Source organism: Psychrobacter sp. APC 3281, assembly GCF_030407815.1.
In the GTDB taxonomy this organism is placed as follows: Bacteria; Pseudomonadota; Gammaproteobacteria; order Pseudomonadales; family Moraxellaceae; genus Psychrobacter.
In genome coordinates, this window is the sequence record NZ_JASDCS010000023.1 from 1 (window position 1) to 1214 (window position 1214).

1 protein-coding gene is annotated in these 1214 nt (G+C 47.1%); it reads left to right on the plus strand.

The window, feature by feature from the left end; genetic code table 11:
* The first annotated feature begins 21 nt into the window (after nt 1–21).
* On the plus strand, nt 22–1212 hold the full coding sequence (gene tuf, locus QL886_RS12975; protein ID WP_057758488.1) for an elongation factor Tu: 1191 nt from the start codon (nt 22–24) through the stop codon (nt 1210–1212).
* Nucleotides 1213–1214 lie beyond the last annotated feature (2 nt).

The window sequence follows — 1214 nt, forward strand, 5'->3', positions numbered from 1 at the left end:
CCAAAAAAAGAGGAAATACCCATGGCAAAGGCCAAGTTTGAACGTAACAAGCCACACGTCAACGTCGGTACAATCGGACACGTTGACCATGGTAAAACAACCCTTACCGCTGCAATCGCAACCGTAGCTGCAATCACCTCTGGTGGCGAAGCCAAAGACTATGCGTCTATTGACTCAGCACCAGAAGAAAAAGCACGTGGTATCACGATCAACACCTCACACGTAGAATATGACACAGACAGCCGTCACTACGCACACGTAGATTGCCCAGGTCACGCCGATTATGTTAAAAACATGATCACTGGTGCTGCCCAGATGGACGGCGCAATCCTAGTAGTATCTGCAACTGACGGCCCAATGCCACAGACTCGTGAGCACATCTTGCTTTCACGTCAGGTTGGCGTACCGTACATCATCGTATTCATGAACAAATGTGACATGGTTGATGACGAAGAATTGTTAGAGCTAGTAGAAATGGAAGTTCGTGAATTATTAAACGACTATGACTTCCCAGGCGATGACACTCCTATCGTTAAAGGTTCTGCTACTGAAGCCCTAAAAGGCTCAGAAGAAAAATACGGCCAACCAGCTGTAGTAGAACTACTAAACGTACTAGACACCTACATCCCAGAGCCAGAGCGTGACATCGACAAAGCATTCCTAATGCCAATCGAAGACGTATTCTCAATCTCAGGTCGTGGTACTGTAGTAACAGGCCGTGTTGAATCTGGTATCGTTAAAGTTGGCGACGAGATCGAAATCGTTGGTATCCGTGACACTCAAAAAACCACCTGTACTGGTGTAGAGATGTTCCGTAAACTGCTTGACGAAGGTCGTGCAGGCGAAAACTGTGGCGTACTACTACGTGGTACTAAGCGTGAAGACGTACAACGTGGCCAAGTACTAGCTAAGCCAGGTTCAATCACTCCTCACACCAAGTTTGACGCTGAAGTATATGTATTGTCAAAAGAAGAGGGTGGTCGTCACACACCATTCTTAAACGGCTATCGTCCACAGTTCTACTTCCGTACTACTGACGTAACTGGCGCAATCCAATTACAAGACGGTACTGAAATGGTAATGCCTGGTGATAACGTTGAGATGGGCGTAGAGCTTATCCACCCAATCGCTATGGACAAAGGTCTTCGCTTCGCTATTCGTGAAGGCGGCCGTACTGTAGGCGCTGGTGTTGTTGCTAACGTATTGAACTAAGA